The sequence below is a fragment of the Bacillus sp. TE8-1 genome (assembly GCF_008368855.1).
In the GTDB taxonomy this organism is placed as follows: Bacteria; Bacillota; Bacilli; order Bacillales; family Bacillaceae_G; genus Bacillus_A; species Bacillus_A cereus.
Window position 1 is genome coordinate 53,724 of sequence record NZ_QPET01000008.1, and the last position, 24,285, is coordinate 78,008.

The following is a 24,285-nucleotide window of genomic DNA, read 5'->3' on the forward strand; positions in this document are numbered from 1 at the left end:
TTAGATAAATTTTTATCATATGTTTTTTGTATGAAAATAAGGAAATTTTTCTCGTAGTAAGTTAAATTTTTTTATAGAATTCCTTTTAGTAACTTCTAAATAGGGGGGATTGTATACCTTGTTATGAACGATGAATTTTTTATTTAATTCATTCTCTATATTTTTAACAGTAATAAAATAATAAATAATTTTGGTAATGGATAATTACTAAAAAAGGGGAAATCCAACATGTCTATTAAGAATTCTGGTGAAATAAACAAGGGTGGTATAAGAACTTACGATGAGATTACAGTAGCAGAGCAAGATATGATATTAAATAAATTCAATTCCACAAAAACCGAATATCCAAGAAATAAGACCATAAACCAGCTATTTGAAGAACAAGTGGAGAGAACACCTGAAAATATTGCAGTTGTGTTTAAAGATAAACAACTCACATACAGGGAACTTAACGAGAAATCCAATCAATTAGCAAGGATGTTAAGGAATAAGGGTGTTAATACAGATGCTATTATAGGATTAATGATTGATAGATCACTTGAAATGATAATTGGAATAATGGGTATTTTAAAATCTGGAGCAGCTTACCTCCCAATTGATCCTGATACTCCAAAAGCAAGAATTGATTATATGTTACGGGATAGTCATACCATGATTTTATTGACTCAAGAGAAATTCATTAAGAAAATCGAATATGATTTAGAAATAATCAATTTGGACGAGCTAGATTCAAGTGACTTAAGTACAGATAATCTGAAACATGTAAATCGTTCTGATGATACAGCTTATATTATTTATACATCGGGTTCTACTGGAATACCAAAGGGAGTTATCATTTCGCATTATAGTGCTATAAGAGTCGTTCGAAATACAAATTACATAGAAATAAAAAATAATGATACCATTCTACAGCTTTCGAATTATTCTTTTGATGGATCAATTTTTGATATATATGGTGCTCTGTTAAATGGGGCGAAATTAGTAGTGATAGAAAAAGATACAGTCACGGATATAAATAAGCTTGGAAATATAATTAAGCAAGAAAACATAAACGTAATGTTTATTACAACTGCTTTATTTAATGCGCTTGTAGGTATGAAAATAGATTGTTTAATCAATATAAGAAAAATATTATTTGGTGGAGAAAGAATTTCAGTCTCCCATGCAAGAAAAGCATTAGAATTTCTGGGGAAAGATAAACTCATTCATGTATACGGACCAACGGAAAGTACTGTTTTTGCCACATATTACTTTATAAATGAAATAGATGAGGATGTTGACACTCTACCTATAGGTAAACCGTTAGCAAATACTTCAGTTTACATAGTAGATGAAAAGAAAAATTTACTTCCTATTGGTGAACCTGGAGAACTTTGTATTTCTGGTGATGGATTAACTAAAGGGTACTTAAATAATGAGCAGCTAACATTAGAGAAATTCGTTAAAAACCCATTTGCAGAAGGAGAGCGTTTATACCACACAGGAGATTTGGCTAGGTGGTTACCTGATGGGAATATTGAATTTATAGGAAGAATTGACCATCAAGTAAAGGTTCGGGGATTTAGGATTGAACTTGGAGAGATAGAGAGTCAGTTATTAAAGCATCAAAATGTAAAAGAAACTGTAGTTGTAGCAAGAGAAAAAAAGGACAAGAGTAATTATATTTGTGCATATCTAACATTAGTAGGAGAAGTTACTGTTGAAGAATTAAGAAGATTTTTAGGTGAAAAGTTACCTGATTATATGATTCCTACTTATTTTCTTAAGTTAGATAAAATGCCGTTAACAGCAAATGGAAAAATAGATAAAAAGTCTTTACCTGAACCAGATCAAAGTTTTAATACCGAGGTTGAATATGAGGAACCAAGAAATGAGATTGAAAAACAGCTCGTTTTAATGTGGCAGGAAACTTTGAATATAAATAAAGTTGGTATTAATGACAGTTTTGCAGTTCTTGGTGGGCATTCGATAAACGCAATGGAGTTTTTATCTAAAATGAATGACAGGTTAAGTGTTGATTTACCATTAAAGGAACTGTTTAGATTATCTACAATAAAGAAAATAAGTGCTTACATCGAAACAAACAAGGGAGAAATTATAGAGAACCGACAATTTACAAAAACTACAGATTTAAAGAATTTACATGAACCTTTCCCACTTACAGGTATACAATTAGCCTATTTAATAGGTAGAGATCCGGCTTTTGAAATTGGTGGAGCAGCTACAAATTTAACGGTTGAATTTGAAATAGATATTAATATAGATAGGTTTAATAGTGCATTACAAAAATTAATTAATAGACATCCAATACTAAGAACAATAGTTTTTGAAAATGGAACACAGAGAATCTTAGAAGGAGAACTTCTTTATTCTGTAGACACAGTAGATGTAAGGAATTTAAATCAAGAAGATATAATGATACGTATATTGGAACAAAGACAAAAAATGATAGCTAAAATCATAGATCCAAGTACTTGGCCATTATTTGAGATAAAAGCATTTATATTACCCAATAATCAAAAATATTTTTGTTTAAATATAGATCCGCTAATTTGTGATGACAGTAGTATGAAAATATTAATCAAGGAATTTAAAATGTTTTACAATCAGCCAAGTCTGCAGCTGCCTGAGCTGGAGTATAATTTTAGAGACTATGTTTTAGCAACCAATGAATTTAGGCAATCTAATCGATATAAAAAAGATGAGAAGTACTGGTTAAATAAATTGGATAATTTCCCAAGTGCACCAGCATTGCCTTTAAAATGCAACCCATTAGAAATTGAGAAACCTACATTCAATAAATGTTCGGAATTTTTAGAACGTGAAACATGGAATAAATTAAAACAAAAAGCAAGGGAAAAAAATCTTACCCCTACATCGGTTTTATGTGCTGCATATGCTTACGTCTTAGCATATTGGAGTAATCAGAGTCAATTTGCAGTAAATTTAACTGTTTTTAATCGGATACCGTTTCATCAAGACGTAAAAAAAATCATTGGGGATTTCACAACTCTAATGTTATTAGATATTAATGCGAAAGATAGTATTGAGTCATTTTGGAAATTTGCTGCGAAGGTACAGGATACATTGTTAGAAGCCCTTGAACATAGACATTATGATGGTGTGGATTTTATAAGAGCTATTGGGAAAAAACATAGAATGGTTAATCAAGCTATAATGCCTATTGTATTTACAAGTGTATTGAGTGAGGACTCAGATGATTCATTTAATCATTTGATAGATTTTGAAAAAATTAAATTTTTTAGTACAAGAACATCCCAAGTTTATATAGATAACCAAGTTTATGAATTAAATGGAGGTTTATATATTACATGGGATTACGTTGAACAATTATTTGAGGTCAATGTTATTAAATCAATGTTTGAACAATATATAAATGTATTAAATCAGGTTATATTTAATGATCAAGTGTCAGGTATTAACCTTAGTGACAATAGCATAAAAGTTATTGAAACCTATAATGATACAAACAAAAAGTTTGATAAGTGTACTTTACATGAAATGTTTGTGAATCGAGCAAAACTAGTACCAGATAAGGTAGCTGTAATTCATCATGATGATTCGATAACTTATAAAGAACTAAATGAAAAATCGAATCAAATTGCAAGATACTTAATGGATAAGGGAGTTAGAAAAGGTGATTACATTGGTGTGATAGGTAAGCGATGTATAGATACCATTATAAATTTGTTTGCTGTTTTAAAGGCTGGAGCAGCATATATACCGCTTGATCCTGATTATCCTGAAGAAAGAAAAGAATATATAAAAAAGAAAAGTAATTGTAAGTTCTTTATAACACCTTCTACCTATAAAGATGAAAATATTAGGGAATATTCTGGTGATGAAGTCAATATAAAAGTAGATGAAACAGATATGGCATATGTTATTTTTACTTCTGGTAGTACAGGAAAACCTAAAGGAGTTCAAATAACTCATGGTGCAGCAACAAATACAATTATAGATATTAACGAAAAATTCTGTGTGACAGAAAATGATAAAATTATGGGGATTTCTTCACTGTGCTTTGATTTGTCAGTTTATGATGTTTTTGGTGCATTGAGCTGTGGAGCGGCCCTTGTAATTATAGATGATCAAAGGGATGTATATAACCTAAAAAAAGTTGTAAAGAAAGAAGGAATCACAATTTGGAACTCAGTTCCAGCAATTATGGAACTGACAGTGGACTTATATAATGATAGTGAACAGGATGATAGTCTAAGGCTTGTATTGCTTAGTGGGGACTGGATACCGCTGGAACTTCCTCAGAAGATAAAGAAAACTTTCAAAAATGCGGAAGTTATTAGCTTAGGTGGAGCAACTGAGGGGTCAATATGGTCCATATATTACCCTATTAAGGAAATTAAGGGTGATTGGAAAAGTATACCATATGGAATGCCGTTGGCTAACCAGAAAATTTATGTATTAAATCAAAACAAGCAATTGTGTCCCGTAGATGTAGAGGGAGAATTGTACATTGGTGGAGTGGGAGTAGCAAGTGGATATATAAATGATATTGAAAAAACTAAGATGTCATTTATTTTGCACGAAGAATTAGGATATATTTACAAAACCGGTGATTATGGCGTGTTAAAAGAGGACGGATATGTCGAATTTTTAGGAAGAAAAGACAGTCAAGTTAAGATAAGGGGATATAGGGTAGAATTAGGGGAAATTGAAAATTGTATAATCAAATATAAAGGTGTAAATAAAACAGTAGTAATTGACTATACAAACGATAATAAAATGAAAAGCCTATATGCTTTTGTAGTTTCAGATGAAGACATAAACCCAAATGAACTAAAACAATATTTGCAAAATCAGCTCCCGAATTATATGATTCCATCAAGATTTTTCAAAATAGATGAAATACCATTGACTGTAAATGGGAAAGTAAATAAGAGTATTTTGGGGGAATTAATAAAAAATCATGAACTAGATGAAGTTGCAGCAACTACATGTGAAGAAGCAGAAAATGAAACTCAAGCCCAAATATTAGATATATGGAAAGACGTATTTGGAATAGAAAACATAGGAATAGATACTAATTACTATGAAATAGGCGGAGATTCATTAAAAGCGATATCGATTGTTACTGAAATTAAAAAGAGAATGAATATAGAGGTGCCGATAGGAGAAATATTTAAAAATGACACTATAAAGGTATTAGATCAATATTTGAAAAATAGCCAAGACAATCATAGGGGAAATAGGATTGAAAGGGTATCGAAAAAGGATTATTATGCTACATCACCTTCTCAAAAACGAATGTACATGCTTTCTATGATGGAAAATAATAGAGGAGCATATCATATTCCTATGGCGTTACTTGTCGAAGGTGAAATCGAATGTAATAGACTTGAAAATGCATTTAGAAAATTTATAGATAGACATGAAATCCTGAGAACAGGATTTGAAGTATTAGATAATGAATTAGTTCAAAGGGTTTATGATAAAGTTGATTTTGATTTGGAATACCAATGTTTAGATATAGTCGTAACAGATGATGAAGGTTTAAGAGATTTCACTAGCAAAATGTGTAAGGAATCAACAAAGCCTTTTGATTTAAGTAAACCATCATTAATGAGGGCTAAACTAATTAAAATCGGAGTAGAGAAGCATATATTGGTTGTTAACTTCCATCACATAATAGCAGATGGGGTATCACAAGGAATATTTATGAATGAAATACTCGATTTATATAACAATCTTGATCTACCTAAGATAAATATACAATACAAGGATTATGTAGAATGGAATAATACGTATAATCAATCTAATGCTATAAAAAAACAAGAGCAATATTGGCTGAATTTATACAGTCATCTGCCATCTAAATTAGAATTACCTTATGATTATAGAAAAGAAAATATTGATACCTTTGCAGGAGAAAATGCATACTTTCATATAGAAAAAGAGTTATCTGAACAGATAAGAAGGGTAGCTAAGGATACAGGGTCAACTTTATATATGCTTATGCTTAGCGCTTATCATATATTACTTCACAAATATACTGGAAAAACTGATATTGTTGTCGGAACAGCAGCATCAGGTAGGTTACATCAAGATTTACAAAATATTTTTGGTGTGTTCGTCAACACTATTGCTTTAAGAAACAATATAGATGCTACAAAAAGTTTTAAAGAAATTTTGGAACAGGTAAAAGAAAATACAATTACAGCATTTGAAAACTCAGAGTATCAGTTTGACGAACTAATTCGCAGTATAGACTATGAAAGAGACTCTAATAGAAACCCTTTATTTGATACCATGTTTGTATTGGAAGACGCTAAATTATTTACTAAGAAGCAAGGTGCTTTAAATCTTAGTCCAATAATATTTGAATTAGATAATGCAAAATTCGATATCACTTTTAATATTTTAGATTATGACGATGAGATCGTGTTAAATGTCGAATATAGTACTGGATTATTCAAAAGAGACACAATATTAAGAATGACAGAAAATTATATTAATATTCTGAGGGAAATATCAAGGAATCTTTCGATAAGTGTAAATAAAATAGATATGATCCCACAAGAAGAAAAGCGCTTTTTATTGTATGAACATAACGATACAAATGTAGATTTCTCTAAAAACCAGTTAATACACAAGTTATTTGAAGAACAAGTAGAACGAACGCCAGATAGCATTGCAGTTGTTTTTGAAGATAAGAAATTGACATATAGGGAGTTAAATGAAAAATCTAATCAATTGGCAAGAGCGTTAAGAGAAAATGGTGTTGGTTCTGATAAAATAGTAGGAATATTATTAGAACGTTCAGTTGATGTGATTGTGGGAATTATGGGGATTTTAAAAGCTGGTGGTGCGTATTTACCAATTGATCCTACATATCCTATAGATAGAATTAAATATATACTTCAAGATAGTCAAACTGAAATATTATTGACCCAGGATAAATTAATTAATTTGGTTGATTGTACAGAAGTTGATGATATTAGCATTATTAATATTCATAATGAGCATTTGTTTAAATACGGAACCGAGAACTTACGTATTGATAGCAGCAGTAAAGATTTAGTCTATGTCATTTATACATCTGGTTCTACTGGAAAGCCAAAAGGAGTTATGGTGGAGCATCATTCATTGGTGAACTTATGTAATTGGCATAATTCCTTCAATAAAATAAGTGAAACTGATAAAAATGCTAGTTATGCAAGTATAAGTTTTGATGCATTTGCTTGGGAAGTATTTCCTTATATCATAGCGGGTTCAGAGATTCATATTATAAATGATAATTTAAAATTAGATATTACGAAATTAAACAAATATTTTATTGAAAAAGAGATTTCAATAAGCTTTTTACCTACACAAGTATGTGAACAATTTTTAATGCTTGAGAATACATCTTTAAGGAGATTATTAACAGGTGGAGATAAACTAAATTATTTTGAAAATAAAAGTTACCAGATTGTTAATAACTATGGTCCTACAGAGAATTCAGTAGTAACAACAAGCTTTATTATAGAAAATTCTTATGACAATATACCGATAGGAAAACCAATATGTAATACAAAAGTCTTTATTTTAAACGAATCTAATGGGCTTTGTCCATTGGGAGTGCCAGGCGAGCTTTGTATCAGCGGAGAAGGTTTGGCCCGTGGTTATTTAAATAGACCAGAGCTCACAGCAGAAAAATTCATTCCAAATCCGTTCATTCCAGGAGAGAGAATGTATCGAACAGGAGACCTTGTGAGAATGTTACCTGATGGAAATATTGAGTTTTTAGGAAGAATTGACCATCAAGTTAAAATTCGTGGTTTCAGGATTGAACTGGGTGAGATAGAGAGTCAGCTTCTAAAACATAAGGAAGTAAAAGAAGCTGTTGTTATCGCAAGAGAAGATAATAATAATCATCAATATTTATGTGCGTACTTTACTTCCGAAACATCGAAGGGCGAGACTAGGGTTCAAGAAATTCGAAAGTTTTTGGCAAAAGAGTTACCAGAGTATATGATTCCTGCTTTTTTTATTCAGCTAGACAAGCTACCACTTACTACAAATGGGAAAGTGGATCGAAAGGCTTTACCAAGTCCTGATGGAAGTTCGGTTGCAGGAGTAGTAGAGTATGAGGCGCCAAGGAATACAGTCGAAGAAAAGCTTGTATCCATTTGGCAAGATATTTTAGATATAGAAAACATAGGAATTCAACACAACTTTTTTGAAATTGGAGGCCATTCACTGAAAGCGACTACGATGGTTTCTAGAATCCATAAGGAACTTATGGTGGAGATACCTTTAGGACAAATCTTCCAAACACCTACTATAAAAGGGATTGGAGAATATATTGACTCTACAAAAGAAAGTGTATATGCATCGATCAAAAAAGTAGAAGAACAAGATTATTATCCGCTTTCATCTGCCCAAAGAAGACTCTACATTTTAAACAAAATAGAGGGTAGCGGAGTATCTTATAATATGCCTTTTGCTATGAAAATAAAAGGTGATTTGGATGTTCATCAGCTTGAACAGGCTTTCCATAAATTAATCGAAAGACATGAAGCTTTAAGAACTTCTTTTGTAATGGTAGATGGTGAACCAGTTCAAAAGATTGAAAAAGACATAGATTTCCAAGTGACGTATAGAGAAATGGGTACCAATCAGCTAGATGATATGATCAATGGATTTGTTAAACCGTTTGATTTGGAGAAGGCTCCTCTTTTACGGGTTGAAATCATACATGTTACAGATGATGAGCACGTGGTGGTATTAGATATGCATCATATCATATCAGATGGTGTATCAATGGGGATTTTCATGCAGGAATTAGCTGAATTATATAATGGTCAAAAATTATCTCCATTAAGCATTCAATATAAAGATTATTCTGCGTGGCAAAGAGGCTTGTTTACTCAAGAAGAAATCACAAAGCAAGAAAAGTATTGGATGAATGTGTTCAATGAAGAAGTACCAGTACTAAATATGCCAACGGACTATAAAAGGCCAAAAAGAAGAAGTTTTGCTGGAGATAGAATCAATTTAAAAATCAATAGTGAAACTTATAATCAGTTAAACAAGTTGGCTACTGAAAATGAAGTTACTATGTATATGCTGATGTTAGCAGGATACACGACTTTGCTTTCTAAATATTCAGGGCAAGAGGATATAGTAGTAGGATCACCAATTGCAGGAAGAAAACATGTAGATTTAAATAACGTAATGGGAATGTTTGTGAATACCCTTGCGATGAGAAATTATCCAAAGGGCAATAGATCTTTTAGAGAGTACTTAAAAGAAGTAAAAGAAAATACATTGAAAGCATATGAAAATCAGGATTATCAATTTGAAGAATTGGTAGAAAAGGTAAATGTGAGAAGAGACATTTCACGAAATCCACTATTTGATACGATGCTTGTATTTCAACACACTGATAATATGCTATTAAATTTGGATGGACTAAAGGTTAGCATGTTAGAAGATCAGAGGAAAATAGTTAAGTTTGATATTACTATACATGTAAGTGAGTTAGAGGACGGATTAGGATTAGAAATTGAATACTGTACGGCTCTCTATAAAAAGGAAACAATAGAGAGGTTTTTAGAGCATTTTATAAATATCTTAAGAGAAGTAGTAGAAAATCCAGAACAGAAATTAAGTGAAATAGATATATTAACAGAGAAAGAAAAAAGTAAGTTATTAAACGAATTTAATAATACAAAAGGAAAATATGATAAAGAAAAAACACTTCCAGAGCTTTTTGAAGAACAGGTAGAGAAGACACCTAATAATGTGGCACTTGTTTTTGAAAATCAAAGTATAACATATAAAGAGCTAAACGAAAGGGCAAATAGCCTTGCGCATATACTTCGCGAAAAAGGAGTTGGTCCTGACGTAGTAACGGGAATAATGGTGGAACGCTCTATTGAAATGATAGTAGGTATAATGGGGATTTTAAAAGCTGGAGGAGCTTATTTACCGATTGATCCAACTTATCCTAGGACAAGAAAAGAATATATGTTACGTAATAGCCATATAGAGATACTATGCGTAACGAATGAGGTTCATAGCGATATATCTTTTCATGGACAAATTATACAATTAGATAAATTAAAATATAAAGAAAATAAAACGAATATCAGTAAAATAAATAGTCCCCGAAATTTAGCTTATGTAATATATACATCGGGTTCTACAGGGAATCCTAAAGGTGTAATGATAGAACAAAATAGTGTAAATAACTTAGTCAATGGGTTAAATGATGTAATTTATAAAAGATTCAATACTAATGTTAATGTCGCGTTGCTAGCACCATTTATATTTGATGCATCGGTGAAACAAATATTTGCAACATTACTTTTAGGACATACCTTATTTGTTGTGCCAAAGGAAGTAAGTTGGAATGCAATGAGTTTAATTGAGTATTATGCAGCAAATAAAATACATGTATCCGATGCTACTCCGGCACATTTAACAATGCTTAGCTATGTAAATAAAATAGAACAAGAATTAGAAATTAAAGAATTTATTGTAGGAGGAGAGGCATTAACGCCTTATTTAATCAAAGGTTTATTTGAAAAATTTGCTGATTTTAAACCTAATATCACAAATGTTTATGGGCCTACAGAGTGTTGTGTAGATTCCACAAGTTATAGAATTGAGTTTGATCAAATAAGCGGTGATAAGGTAATTCCGATTGGAAAACCAATTTTAAACACTAATATATATATATTAGACAAGGGAAATAATCTTCAGCCAATTGGAGTAGCTGGAGAACTGTGTGTATCAGGTGAGGGGATAGCAAGAGGATATTTGAATAATCTAGAATTAACAGCTGAAAGGTTTATTGAAAATCCATTTAATAACGGTAAATCTATGTATCGAACTGGAGATCTTGCAAGGTGGTTACCTGATGGGAATATAGAATTTTTAGGACGGATAGATCATCAGGTGAAAATACGTGGTTATCGAATTGAACTTGGAGAAATAGAAAGTCAACTGTCAACTCATCAAGATATCGAAGAAACGATTGTTATAGCTAGAGAAGATAAGGAAAGTAATCAATATTTATGTGCGTATATTGTTTCACAAAAAGAATTACATGCAAGGGAAATTCGAGAATATTTAGAACAGAAACTTCCGGATTATATGATTCCTGGATATTTTGTGAAATTAGATAAACTTCCGTTGACAACGAACGGGAAAGTAGACAGAAAAGCACTTCCTGAACCAGATGGAAGTATTAATACTGGGGTAGAGTATGAGGAACCGAGAAATGAAGTGGAAGAAAAGCTCGTTGAAATTTGGAGAAGTATTATTGGGATAGAGGATATAGGGATTAATCATAATTTCTTTGTATCTGGAGGAGATTCCATTAAGGCAATCCAAATTATATCTAGATTATCTAAAATTGGTCTTAAACTAGAAATGAAAGATTTATTTGCAAATCCAAAAATTAAAAATCTTGGAAAATATATAAAACGAGAAAAGAAAGAACAAAAGGTTCATGAAATAGTAAAGGGGGAAGTAGAATTAACCCCGATACAAAGCTGGTATTTTGAGAAAAACCAAGAAGAGATACATCATTTTAATCAATCGTTCATGCTATTTAGAGAAAATGGATTTGATGAAAAACAGATAGAAGAAGTATTTAATAAAATTATGGAACATCATGATGCTTTACGCATGATATATAAAGAAAAAGAGGGAGAAATAATTCAATATAATAGGGGTTATGACAAGAACCTATTTGATTTATATATTCATGATGTTAAGGGCATTGAGAATAAGGAAGAGAAGGTATATGAAATTGCTACAAATATTCAAAAAGAGATGGATATTAAAGAAGGTAAACTTGTAAAGCTTTGTATATTTAAATCGGATGAAGGAGATCATCTTCTGATTGCGATTCATCACCTTGTAGTGGATGGAGTATCATGGAGAATCCTACTCGAAGATTTGGAGACTTTATATTCACAACTAGAAAAGGGTGAAAAGCTAGAAATAGGATTCAAAACAGATTCCTATAAAGAATTTGCATCAAAGTTAAAAGCTTATAGCGTGAGTAGGGAATTAATGAAAGAAAGGGAATATTGGACAAGTATATCAAAAGAGAATGTACAGTTTATCCCTAAAAAGAAAGAAATCACAAAAAACAACTTTGAAAATAGTAGTACAGTAAGTATTACATTAGATAAAGAACTCACTACATCTTTACTTAGAAATACAAATAGGGCATATAACACAGAAATAAATGATATTTTATTAACAGCTTTAGCAGTTGGAACCAGAGAATTGACGGGGAAATACAAGCTAAAAGTAAATATGGAAGGGCATGGAAGAGAGGACGTAATAGAGAATTTCGAAATCAATAGGACTGTTGGATGGTTCACGACGATGTATCCAGTGCTTTTAGATATAGGGAATGAAAATGAACTTTCGACCAACATAAAGACAGTTAAAGAAATTTTGAGGAAAATACCAAATAAAGGAATAGGTTATGGAGTATTAAAACATTTAGCAAAAGATAAGGGATTTATGAATGAAGAAAAGGCACCAATTTCATTTAACTATTTAGGTGAATTGGATCAAGATATTAACAGGAGAGAATTCTCTGCATCGAAATGGTCTATAGGTGAAACAGTGGGTAAGAAAATTAATAGGAATACATCTATAGAAATGAATTCAATGGTTTTAAATGGTGAATTGGTTATTCATACAACATTTAATAAATTAGAATACAGTGAAAAAATGATAAAGGACTTAAATCAGAAATATAAAGAAAGTCTTGAAATGATAATTAATCACTGTGCGAATAAAGTAGAACCAGATCAAACACCTTTTGATTATGGAGATATAAATATAACATTAGAAGAACTTGAAGAAATAAAAGAAAAATACAATGGTTTTATTATTGAGAAAATATATCCGTTAGCAAATATGCAAAAAGGGATGTTATTCCACGCATTAGAAGATAAAAATTCAAGTATGTATTTCGAACAAATTGTAATGGATATAAAAGGGACTGTAGATGTAGATATTTTAGAAAAATCATTTAATACAATAATGAGGAGACACGAAATATTAAGAGCAGCATTTGAGTATGAATTAGTGGAGGAACCAAGACACGTCATACTTCAAGATAGAAAAGTAGGTTTCAAATATTATGATATTCAAGACGAAAGCATTGAGCAGAAAACAAAGTTTATAGAGAATTATTTACAAAATGATAAACAAAAAGGCTTTAATTTAAGTGTAGACACATTAATGAGAATTAGCTTAATTCAAATGAATCAGGATTCATATAAATTGGTATGGAGTCATCATCACATATTGTTAGATGGATGGTGTCTTGGGATTATATTAGGTGAGTTATTTGATGTTTATGGAAGAAAGATGAAAGGTGAAGATAGCCATTTAGCGGAGCCAACACCATATAGTGATTATATAAGATGGTTGGAAGAACAGGATAAAGAAGAAGGATTAGCACATTGGAAGAGCTATTTGGATGGATATGAAGAACAAGCACAGGTTCCTAAAATCTTGAATAAAGTTAATGAGTATAAAAGAAAAGAAAAAATGATAGAATTTTCAAAAGAAATGACTCGTAACATTATTCAACTCGCAAATAGAAATCAAGTTACTTTTAATACCGTACTGCAGACAATTTGGGGCATTCTTTTAGCGAGGTACAATAATATAGAAGATGTTGTATTTGGAACAGTCGTATCAGGAAGAGAGGCAAAAGTAGAAGGAATTGAAGCGATGGTAGGATTATTCATTAATACAATTCCGACTCGAGTTAAACTGGAAAAAGATAGTAGTTTTAAAGAGGTTTTAAGAAATGTCCAGGATGAATCAATAGAAAATAATAAATATAACTATATAAATTTAGCTGAAATTCAATCTTTACATGATCTAAAAAGAAATCTAATTGATCATGTAATGGTATTTCAAAATTATTCACTGGATGATAGTAGTTTTAATCATGCAGAAAGTAATACAGGTTTTATGTGTCAAAATATAAGGGGAGAAGAGCAAACCAATTATGGATTCAACATTGTAGCAATTCCTGGAGAACAGTTAGTATTAAAATTAACTTATAACGAAAAGATTTATCCACAGAAAATAATAGACAATATAGAAATGCATCTTAAAAAAGTAACCGAACAAGTTGTTATAAATGAGGATAAGAAATTAAATGAGATAGACATAATCCCAGAGAAAGAGCGAAATGCATTATTGTATGGATTTAATGATACAAAGACGAATTATCCGAAGGATAAGACTATACATCAGTTGTTTGAGGAACAGGTAGAGAAAACGCCTAATCATATTGCCGTTGAATTTGAAGGCACTAAAATGACGTATCAAGAATTAAATGAAAAGTCTAATCAAGTTGCTAGATGGTTACGAGATAAAGGGATTACTGCAAATACAATTGTGGGAATTATGGTTGAGAGATCCCCTGAGATGATAATTGGAATAATGGGTATCTTAAAATCAGGTTCAGCTTATTTGCCGATAGATCCTAAATCTCCGCAGGATAGAATCAAATTTATGATACAAGATAGTGATATTCAAATTCTATTAACGCAGGAGAAGTTCATTAATGATTCCTCATTGGATGTAGAGATGGTTAGTTTAGATAAGAGTGAGAATTTTCAATTGAGTAAAGAGAATTTAGCTCCTATCAATGATTCTGGGAACATAGCTTATATCATATATACATCGGGCTCTACTGGAATACCAAAAGGTGTGGTTACATCACACTCTAATGCAGTAAGAGTTGTTCGTGACACAAACTATATTAAGATTGATGCAGATGATATTATTTTACAGCTTTCAAATTATTCTTTTGATGGATCCGTATTTGACATCTACGGTGCATTGTTAAATGGTGCAAAATTAGTGATGGTATCAATAGATACAGTATTGAATTTAAGTAAGCTAACAAAATTAATAAAAGAAGAAAAAATTAGTGTTATGTTTATAACTACAGCCTTATTTAATACGGTGGTTGATTTAGAAATAGAGTGTTTATCTAATATAAGAAAAATCCTTTTTGGTGGTGAAAGAATTTCAGTATCACATACAAAACGAGCATTGGAGTATCTAGGGAAAGATAAGCTGATTCATGTATACGGTCCGACAGAAAGTACTGTTTTTGCTACGTATTATTGTATAAATGAAATCAAGGAAGAATTCGACACAATACCAATTGGGAAGCCATTAGCAAATACTTCAGCATTTATAGTAGATGGAAATCAGAGACTACTTCCAATCGGCGTAGCTGGAGAACTTTGTTTAAGTGGAGCAGGATTGGCTCAAGGATATTTAAACCGACCAGATTTGACAGCAGAAAAGTTTGTCTCAAATCCATTTATACCAGAAGAAAAAATGTATCGAACAGGGGATCTTGTTAGGATGTTGCCTGATGGAAATATTGAGTTCTTAGGTAGAATAGATCATCAAGTGAAAGTTCGTGGTTTCAGGATTGAACTTGGTGAGATAGAGAGTCAGCTACTTAAATATAAAAAAGTAAAAGAAGCTATTGTTATCGTAAGAGATGATATTCATGGTGAAAAATATATATGCGCTTACTTTACTTCTGAAACATGGAAAGATGAATTAATAATTCAAGAAATTAGAAAGTATCTAACTAAAAAGCTTCCAGAGTATATGATTCCTGCATTTTTTGTTCAACTTGATAAGCTACCGCTAACTACAAATGGGAAAGTAGACCGAAAGTCATTACCAAAGCCTGATGGGAACGTAACAACTGAGGTAGAGTACGTAGCACCAAGTAATTTTGTAGAAGAGACTATTATTTCAATTTGGGAAGAAATCCTAGGCATCAAATCTATTGGAATTTCTCATAACTTCTTTGAAATAGGAGGAAATTCACTGAAGTTAATGAGTGCTGTTGCTGCTATTAATAAAGTTTTAAATACAGATATAAGCATTCACAATTTCTTTGAGAATCCAAGTGTAATGGGTTTAGCAAATTATATCCTATCAACTGAACATGATCGTCAAAATAGTTCTTATGATTATGTTGAGGAAGAGGTATAACGGTTTAAAATGAAATTCATTTCTTTTGGAGGTAAAAGATATTAGTACTAGGTGTAAAAAGGCACATTTTCTATAATGTTGATTGTTTTGAGATTTAAGATTCAATTATAAGAAAAGGGGATTTATCCTAGGAAAACTGTACAATCTATACTTCTTCTCAGCAGAGAAAAAGGAATAGATTGTGCAGTTAAACTAGGCCCAATGGTTTAAATTTCAAAGATGTATATGAAATTTGATAGTTGTTTTAGTTATTTACTAACAGTGTGAGAAATTGAATGGGCACCGCGAAGGGAATGATTCTAGTTATGGATATTAAAGGGTTTATAAATGATTTGAAAAAATCAAACATTTTCTTATATCAGAATCAAGGGAAGATAAAAATTATTGGACCTCGTGAACTAATAACAGCTGAATTAAAGGGAAAAATAAAGTTATATAAAGAAAAAATTATTATAGCTTTAAAAAATGAAGATATAGAAAAAAAGAATGAAATTCCAAAAGCGAAACAATCAGAAAATGATTGTTATACCTTATCAATGGCACAAAAAAGGATGCTTATTTTGAATAATTTGGAATCTAAAGGTACGACATATAATATTCCTTTAGTTATCAAAATCGTGGGCGATTTCCAAATGCAAGTTTTTGAGAATGCTTTTAAGGTACTAATTGATAGACATGAAGCATTAAGAACATCCTTTGTAATGATTGATGGAGAACCAGTTCAAAAGATAGAAAAAGAAATAGATTTTAAAATTGAATATAGTGAATTAGGAGAAGATAGCGTATCAGAACGAGTGGCACGATTTATAAGACCTTTTGATTTAGAGATAGCGCCGCTTCTAAGGGTAGAGATTTTACGTGTTAATCAGAATGAGCATATCATGATGCTTGATATGCATCATATTATTTCAGATGGAGTATCAATGGGCATTTTGATGAAGGAGTTAGCTGATTTAGTTAGAGAAAAAGAATTAGCACCATTAAAAGTTCAATATAAAGACTATTCGGAATGGCAAAAAGAATACTATAAAGGAGATAACATAAAGCAGCAGGAGGAATATTGGCTCAAGGTATTTGAGGGTGACATTCCAGTTCTGAATATGCCAACTGATTTTCCAAGACCACAAATACAAAGTAGTGAGGGAGATAGGCTTGGTTTTGAAATAGATTCTGAACTAACAAATAAACTTAAATTTCTTGCAAGGGAAAATGGAGTTACTATGTATATGCTTCTTTTAGCAGTATATAAAACGCTTCTTTCTAAATATACAAGGCAAGAGGACATAATAGTTGGTTCACCAATTGCGGGAAGAACACATGATGATTTAAAAAATACAATTGGCATGTTTGTCAATACCCTTGCAATGAGAAGTCATCCAAAAGCAGATACTAAATTCATTGATTATTTAAAACAAGTAAAAGAAAACACATTAAATGCTTATGAGAATCAAGAATATCAATTTGATACATTAGTAGAGAAACTAAATTTAAGAAAAGAAACAAGTAGAAGCGCATTGTTTGATACGATGTTTGATATACAAACTCAAAATAATTTTGAGTTTAATATAAATGGAGTAACCACTGAGGTTTGCGATATTGATTTTAATGTGGCGAAATTTGATTTAAGTCTTACGGCGATAGAATATACAGATCATTTGAAATTTGATTTGCAATATTGCACAAAATTATTTAAAAAAGAAACAATCAAAAGACTTGCAGGTCATTTAGTAAATGTAATAAAGGAAATTACCAATAATCCGGGGCTTAAATTAGGAGAAATAAATTTACTTTCAGAAGAAGAAACGGAAATCATATTACACAAATTTAATGATACTATGGCTGAATTTCCTAAAAATAAGACCTTAAACCATGTATTTGAAGAGCAGGTTCTAAAAACACCAAATCATATTGCAGTTATATTTGAAGAGGAACAATTAACATATACACAACTAAATGAAAAAGCAAATCGACTGGCAAGGTTGCTTAGAAAAAATGGTACAAAGCCGGATACTGTAATAGGAATTATGGCGGATAAATCCCCAGAAATGATAATAGGCATATTGGCGATTTTAAAAGCTGGAGCAGCATATTTACCAATTGACCCTGAGTATCCTGAAGAAAGAATTGAATATATGCTAAAAGATAGTGAAGCAAAATTAGTTGTTACTCAGGAGCACTTACAATTCAAAGTAAGAACAGTTCCAAGTATTTTATTTAATGATGAAGAAATTAGTTCTTTAAATAAGGACAACCTAGAAAATTTAAATCATTCATCTGATTTAGCTTATTTAATATATACGTCAGGTTCTAGTGGAAAGCCTAAAGGGGTTATGACTACACATCGTAACGTTATTAACTATATTTATGCATTTTCAAAACAAATTCCTTTAAATGAAGAAGATTCTATATTACAAGTAGTTTCATTTTCATTTGATGCTTTTACGGAAGAAATATTTCCTATTTTGGCTAATTCAGGGAAATTAATCATTGGTAAAAAAATTGGTGATCTGAACATAGATGAGCTAGTTAAAAATATTGAAAAATATAATGTGACTTTAGTAAGCTGTTCACCAATGTTACTCAATGAAATTGATAAAAATAAGCATTTAATACTTAATAAAAATATGAAATTTATTAGTGGTGGAGATGTTTTAAAGTATGAATATATAAAAAATATTATTGAGATTGCCGATGTTTATAATTCATATGGTCCTACAGAAACAACTGTTTGCGCAACATATTATAAGGTCAGTTTCAATGATTGTATGGGAATGAGTGTACCTATAGGTAAACCACTAAGCAATTATAAATTGTATGTTTTGGATAATAACGCTCAATTACTGCCGATAGGAATACCTGGTGAATTATATATAGGTGGAGAAGGTGTAGCGCGAGGATACAAAAATAAAAAAGAATTAACTGAAGAAAAATTCAAGTCTAATGCTTTTAGTTTAGGAGAACGAGTGTATCGGACTGGAGATTTAGTAAGATGGCTACCTGATGGAAATATTGAATTTTTAGGTAGAATAGATAATCAGGTAAAAATTCACGGTTTTAGAATTGAACTGGAAGAAATTGAATATCACTTATTAAGACAATCGAACATAAAAGAAGCTAAAGTAATTGATAAAGAGGGGATAGATGGAAACAGATATCTTTGCGCATTTATTACAGTTAATGATTTGAATGAAGAACTGAACATAGATAAAGTGAGAGAGTTGCTTGCCAAAGAGCTTCCTGGTTACATGATTCCTTTGCATTTCATAGAGATGGAAAAATTGCCGATTACACTTAATGGAAAAGTGGATGTGAAAGCATTACCGGAACCAGATTTCAATAAATTCATAGAAGATCATTATGAAGCACCTCGAAATCTAGTAGAAGAGAAGTTGGCTTTAGTGTGGAAGGACGTTTTGGGTATAGAGAAAATTGGAATAAATCATAACTTCTTTGAAGCTGGAGGACATTCACTAAAAGCTTTTTCATTGGTATCAAAGATACACAAAGAATTAAATGTTGAAATGCCATTAAAACAAATATTTAATTTTCCTACTATCAAAGGCATTGGTGAATATATAAAAGGGAAAGAAACGAGTACTTACTCAAAAATAAAGAAAGCTGAGGAAAAGCAATTTTATAATCTTTCATCGGCTCAAAAAAGGTTATATATTTTAAATCAAATAGAGGATAGTGGAATTACTTACAATCTACCAGTTGTTATACAAATGAAGGGGCGCTTTCAATTGGACACTTTTGAAAAAGCCTTTAAAGCATTAATTGATAGACATGAAGCATTAAGAACTTCTTTTGTAATGATTGATGGAGAACCAGTTCAAAAGATAGAAAAAGAAATAGATTTTAAAATTGAATATGGTGAATTAGGGAAAGAGAATGTATCAGAACGAGTGGCGCGATTCATAAGACCCTTTAATCTAAAGGTAGCTCCTCTTCTAAGAGTAGAAATCGTACAAGTTAGTCAGGATGTGCATATCATGATGCTTGATATGCATCATATTATTTCAGACGGAGTATCAATGAGCATCTTGATGAAAGAGTTAACAGATATATTTGGAGAAAAAAAATTAGCGCCATTAGAAATTCAATATAAAGACTATTCAGAATGGAAAGAAAAGTTTTGTAACGGTGATAATATAAAGAAACAGGAGGAATATTGGCTTAAAGTATTTGAGGATGAGATACCAGTTCTGAATATGCCAACTGACTTTCCAAGACCACAAATACAAAGTAGCGAGGGAGATAGATTAAGTTTTGAAATAGATTCTGAACTAACAAACAAGCTTAAAATGTTTGCAAGGGAAAATGGAGTTACTATGTATATGCTACTTTTAGCAGCATATACAACGCTACTTTCGAAATATACGGGACAAGAAGACATTATAGTTGGCTCACCAACTGCAGGAAGACAACATGATGATTTAAAAAATACTATTGGTATGTTTGTTAATACTCTTGTGATGAGAAATCGTCCTAAAACAGACAGTAGATTCATTGATTATTTGAAGAAAGTAAAAGAAAATACCTTAAATGCTTATGAAAATCAAGATTATCAATTTGATGAGTTAGTTGAAAAGCTAGCCTTAAAAAGGGATATTAGTAGAAACGCATTGTTTGATACGATGTTTTCTATTCAAAATTTAGATAATCTAGAGTTGAATATAAAAGGCTTAAAAATCGAACCGTATGACATTGATTTTAAAGCGGCAAAGTTTGATTTAAGTTTATCGGCAATTGAAAATACAGATCATATAGAATTTATTTTAGAGTATTGCACAAAATTATTTAAAAAAGAAACAATAGAAAGAATTGGAAATCATGTAGTTAATATCTTAAAAGAAATTGTTAATAATCCTGAACAAAAATTAAGTGAAATAAATTTGCTTTCACAAGAAGAAAGAGAAATGATATTAAACAAGTTTAATGATACTGCTGTTGAATATCCAGTAGGTACTATACACGAACTTTTTGAAGAGCAGGTTAAAAAAACACCAAATCATATAGCTGTAGTGTTCGAAGAAAAGCAGTTGACCTATGAGGAATTGAATAAAAAAGCAAATAAACTAGCTAGAACTTTGAGAGAAAAAGGTGTTGCACAAAATAGCATAGTTGCAATAATGGTGGATAGATCAGTAGAAATGATTGTAGGAATATTGGGGGTTCTAAAAGCTGGAGGAGCATATCTGCCGATAGATCCAGAATACCCTACAGAGAGAATAGAATTTATGCTTGAGGATAGTAATGCGGACATTATTATTACCCAAGAACATCTAACGGATAAAAATGGTTCCTACGGTGAAGTAGTAAATATAAATCATATAGATATATATGATATTGATGAAGATAATTTAAATCATATCAATTCACCAGATGATTTAGTGTATATCATATATACATCAGGAACAACTGGAAACCCTAAAGGTGTGTTAGTAGAGCATAAAAATTTGGTTAATGCCCATTACACTTGGAGAGATCACTATGAATTGTCAAAGTATGAAGTCAATTTACTACAAATGGCTAGTATGTCGTTTGATGTATTTGCAGGGGACTTATGTAGAAGTTTATTAAATGGTGGGACAATGTATATAGTACCGAGTCATATCAAGCTAGAACTGGATTTATTATATAAGACAATTAAGAAGTATAAGATTAATATTTTTGAATCTACTCCAAGTCTTATTATACCTTTTATGAATTATGTATATGAAAATAATTTTGATCTCACGACATTACGATTATTAATATTAGGTTCTGATAGCTGCCCTATACATGAGTACAAAAATTTGGTTAAAAGATATGGGGAGAATATGAGAGTAATTAATAGCTATGGAGTTACAGAAGCAACTATTGATTCTAGCTATTATGAAGAAGAGTACGATTATATACCACAAATGGTAAATACTCCTATAGGAAAGCCATTAAATAACACAAAATATTATGTTTTAAATTCTTTATTAGAACCACAACCTATAGGGGTGTATGGTGAATTGTACATTGGTGGAAAAGGCCTTGCAAAAGGATACTTAAACAAACCAGACCTTACTCATGAAAGGTTTGTTTCAAATGGCTTTATACCTGGTGAAAAAATGTATAAAACAGGAGATTTGGCAAGATGGCTTTCAGATGGAAATATTGAGTTTTTAGGAAGAATAGACAATCAAGTAAAGGTTCGAGGGTTTAGGGTAGAAATAGGAGAAATTGAAGCTAAACTATTAGGTAATCAAAATATAAATCAGGCGGTAGTAATTGATCGGAAAGATAATGCTGGTTTTACCTATTTATGTGCATACATAATAGCTAAAGAGGAGCTAACTACAAGTGAATTAAGAGACTACTTGTCAAATTATTTACCAGATTATATGATCCCTTCATTTTTTATTCAATTAGATAAAATGCCTCTTACACCGAATGGAAAAATAGATAGAAAAGCATTGCCTCTTGTACAAGAGGGGGATCTTTCTAAGGGAACAGATTATGAAGCGCCTCGAAATGAAGTGGAAGAACATCTTGTATCAGCTTGGCAGGATGTCTTGGGTATTAAAGAAATTGGAATTAACGATAGTTTTTTTGAGGTTGGTGGAGATTCTATAAAAGCGTTACAAATAGTTTCTAAACTATCGAAAGTGAATCTTAAACTCAAAATTAAAGATTTATTTGAAAACCCGAAAATTAAAAATCTTAGTAAGTATGTAAAAAATGAATCGAGAGTAAAGAAAAACTATGAAATAATTCAGGGAAATGTTCCTTTAATGCCAATACAGAAAAGACATTTTGTATTAAACGAAGCATTAAATAATAAAGAGCTAAATCACTATAATCAATCATTTATGCTGTATAGAAAAAATGGATTTGAAGAACAGATTGTAGAAAAGGTGTTTCGTAAAATTTGTGAAAAACACGATGCTTTACGAATGATTTATAAAGAGGAAAATGGTGAAATTATCCAATATAATCGTGATTTGAATGGGGATTTCTTTGATTTATATGTCCATGATATTAAGAATCAAGATAATCAACAGGAGATAGTAGGTCAACTAGCAACAAATATACAAAAAGAAATTTCGATTACTGACGGTAAAATGTTAAAAATTTGCATTTTTAGAACAAATGAGGGTGATCATTTGCTTATTACTATCCATCATCTTGTAATAGATGGAGTATCATGGCGAATATTATTCGAAGATTTCGAAATGTTATACAAACAAGCATATCTCAATGAAAAACTTGATATAGGTTTTAAAACGGATTCATTTAAGGAGTTTTCAGAAAAGTTAATGGATTATGCGGTAGGTAATAAACTTCTAAAAGAAAAAAAATATTGGGCAGACATATCTAAAATGAAAGTAGATTTTTTAGCGAAAAATGAAGAAATAGATGTGACCGATTATAAAAATAGCAAGACCTTAACCATTTCACTAAATAAGGAGAACACTCAAAAGTTATTGGGAGAAACAAACAAAACATATAATACTCAAATAAATGATATTCTTTTAGCGACTTTGTTAGTAACAGTAAGAGATTTAACAGGAGAAAACAGGCTGAAAATTCTCATGGAAGGTCATGGAAGAGAAGAAGTCATTGAAAACATAGATGTTAGTAGGACTATTGGGTGGTTTACTACAATATACCCTGTATATTTTGATTTAGGTAAAGAAAAAGAAATTTCTATGAGTATAAAATTGGTAAAAGAGACTTTAAGAAAAATCCCTAATAACGGAATAGGATATGGGGTTTTAAAATACCTAAAAAAGGATCAAGATTTGTTAAATGATGAGCCGGCACCTATATTATTTAATTATTTGGGAGAAATGAGTAAAAAAGCGACCAATGAAGAATTTTCTGCATCGTGGCTATCACCTGGCGAAAGTATAGGTGGCGAAAATGCAAGAGATGCTTCTATAGAAATTAATTCAATAATTGTAGAGGATACATTAATAATAAACACTACCTTCAACGAAGGGGAATATTCTGAATTTTTAATCGCTGATTTTAACCAAAAGTATAAAGAGAATCTTGAAATGATAATCGATCATTGTATTAATCAAACGGAATCAGAAAAAACAGCTTCCGATTATGGTTACAATAAAATGTCACTAGAAGAGCTTGATGAGTTACTAGGTGAATATGAATTCATCGATAATTAAAGCCTGGAGGCAAAACACAATCATAGCGACTACTTAATTGTACAAATCATATTTATAATTTTTGTGCCTTTTCCGA

At 31.1% G+C, this 24,285-nt stretch carries 2 protein-coding genes; both read left to right on the forward strand.

The window, feature by feature from the left end:
* Nucleotides 1-228 precede the first annotated feature (228 nt).
* Nucleotides 229-16,050, forward strand: a complete 15,822-nt coding sequence (locus DN404_RS06505) for a non-ribosomal peptide synthetase (protein WP_149214869.1) — start codon at nt 229-231, stop codon at nt 16,048-16,050.
* Between the two features lie 305 nt (nt 16,051-16,355).
* Entirely contained in the window at nt 16,356-24,209 is a 7,854-nt protein-coding gene (locus tag DN404_RS06510) for a non-ribosomal peptide synthetase (protein WP_149214870.1), read from the forward strand.
* The last annotated feature ends 76 nt before the right edge of the window (nt 24,210-24,285 follow it).